At 33.9% G+C, this 2,099-nt stretch carries 1 protein-coding gene; it reads left to right on the top strand.

Translation table 11 applies throughout. From position 1 onward, the window contains the following. Nucleotides 1-531 precede the first annotated feature (531 nt). A complete protein-coding gene (locus tag FTV34_RS17090) occupies nucleotides 532-1,467 on the top strand; it encodes a protein rep (RefSeq protein WP_179997572.1) in 936 nt (311 codons plus the stop codon). Nucleotides 1,468-2,099: the final 632 nt, after the last annotated feature.

The following is a 2,099-nucleotide window of genomic DNA, read 5'->3' as shown; positions in this document are numbered from 1 at the left end:
GAAGTCTAGAGATAACTCTGGGCTTTTTTTTTGTCTTTTCATCAGAAAAAAAGAACTTGTTTTGTTCTAAAAACGCTAAAAAACCTACCTACTTTTTTCAAAGAAAAAAGGCTTTAAAATCTAACTTTTCTATTTGTCGGTAAAAAGCCCCTAAGTCCTTTGTTTTCAAGGGTTTTACCTCATAGCCTTGATACATTAGCATAACTGCTTGGGAAATCTATTTTTCAAGTGGGTTTTTTTCCAATTTTTCAGAATGAAAAATCTAAAATTTAGCGAAGCGTAAAAAATTTTCAAGGGACGAAATAGGAATGCAATGTAACGCAGTGAAATTGTCATGACGTTTTAGCCCCTTGCTCCTAAAATGAGAGATAAAAAACAGCAATTGCTGTAAAAAAATAATGCTTGAGTAAAAACCCAAGCATTTATTTTTTGTATCTTTGATTCGATAAAAGACAAAGATGTATAATTCTTGCTTTGGAATCCGACCTCTTCAGCAAGACTAAAACGCGATATTGTATCGTCTCATTTTCTATGGGTAAAGATAATAAAAAAAGCCTTACACAAGGACAGAAACAACAAAAATACAAAGCCATAACAGACCACTTTGCAATTAATTTAGCAATGTGGAATCCCAGCTCTCCTCTAAAAAAGAGCTATGATAATACTTATCATTGCAATCGTGTTAAACATTATAACGGCGAAAAAATGACTTCAACTTACTGCAAAAATCGTTGGTGCTATACTTGTAATCGTATACGTAGTGCTATTAATATAAAACAATATGCTACTCAAATTAATGATTTTGGACAGCCGTTTTTTGTTACTCTTACAAGACCTACTTGTTCCATTGAAGAACTCCAAAGCCAAATAGAAGAAATGGAAAAAAGCTGGAGAATGCTCTATAATTCAAGCAAAGACAAGAGAGGGGATGCCTTTAAGAGTGGTGTTTTTTTAAAAGGAATTAGGACAATGGAATGTACTATTAGACCGAATGGACAATATCACTACCATATGCATATGATTGTTGATGGGTGGGCGAATGCTGAGTGGATTGTAAAAGAATGGTTAAAACGGAATCCTCAATCTAATCCAAATGCTCAAGATATCAGGCCTGCTAATGCAGGAGCTTTATCGGAGTTATTTAAGTACGCTATTAAAATGACTGTTGATTTGTCTAAATCAGATAATTTTAAACGATTAGACGCACTTTTTTGTATTTTAAAAGGGAAACGTACTCTTGCTACTTTTGGAGGAATTAAAGCTATAAAAGAGCCGACAGACGAAGATTTTCAAGTACAAGGACAATTTGAAGAAGAACTTTATTTGCGTCTAGGAAACGAAGAAAGTTTATGGATTTGGCAAAAAGATGCATTCGATTGGGTTAACCAAGCAACAGGGGAAATGTTGATCGGCGAAGAACTAGAACCGGAAATTCTCCGATTGTGTCAGAAAAAAGTACGGGAGTGATTTTTTTAGCTGCGCTAAAACATTTAGGTTTTTTAGCGTTTTCAGAACAAAACAAGATTTGTTTTTTATCTCTCGAAGAGCCTACGACCAAATTTTAGAGGTACGATTAAAAATTGGTCTAGTAGGTTATACCAATGATAAAATCATATGAAATCGGAGGGGTAAAATATCCTTTGATATTTTGATATTTTGATATTTTTATACTCTGGTCTTTTGATATTTTGCACTTTTAGTCCTATGATATTTCGCATTACCAATGGAGAAAAGAATTTTCTCCATTGGTAATGCGAGAAAATAAAATCTTCACTAAACACGGTTTTATATAATAACATAGCGATTTTAAATAGTTGCAAGATGTGTTTTTGTGACACAAAAACTTCTTGCCACCAAGGTGGGGGAGGGGGCGGAACTTCCGAAAAAAAACATTATATTTGTGAGTCGATGAGGAGGTAAAGAGCTCTGCAGAGGTGCAACTCTTGAGCGCCGAAATTCGAAAACGAAACAAGAAGTCTAGAGATAACTCTGGGCTTTTTTTTTGTCTTTTCATCAGAAAAAAAGAACTTGTTTTGTTCTAAAAACGCTAAAAAACCTACCTACTTTTTTCAAAGAAAAAAGGCTTTAAAATCTAACTT

It is taken from the genome of Acinetobacter sp. YH16038 (assembly GCF_013417275.1).
GTDB lineage: Bacteria > Pseudomonadota > Gammaproteobacteria > Pseudomonadales > Moraxellaceae > Acinetobacter.
Note: the sequence above shows the minus strand (reverse complement) of the source record. Positions and strands in the feature narration are given on the sequence as shown.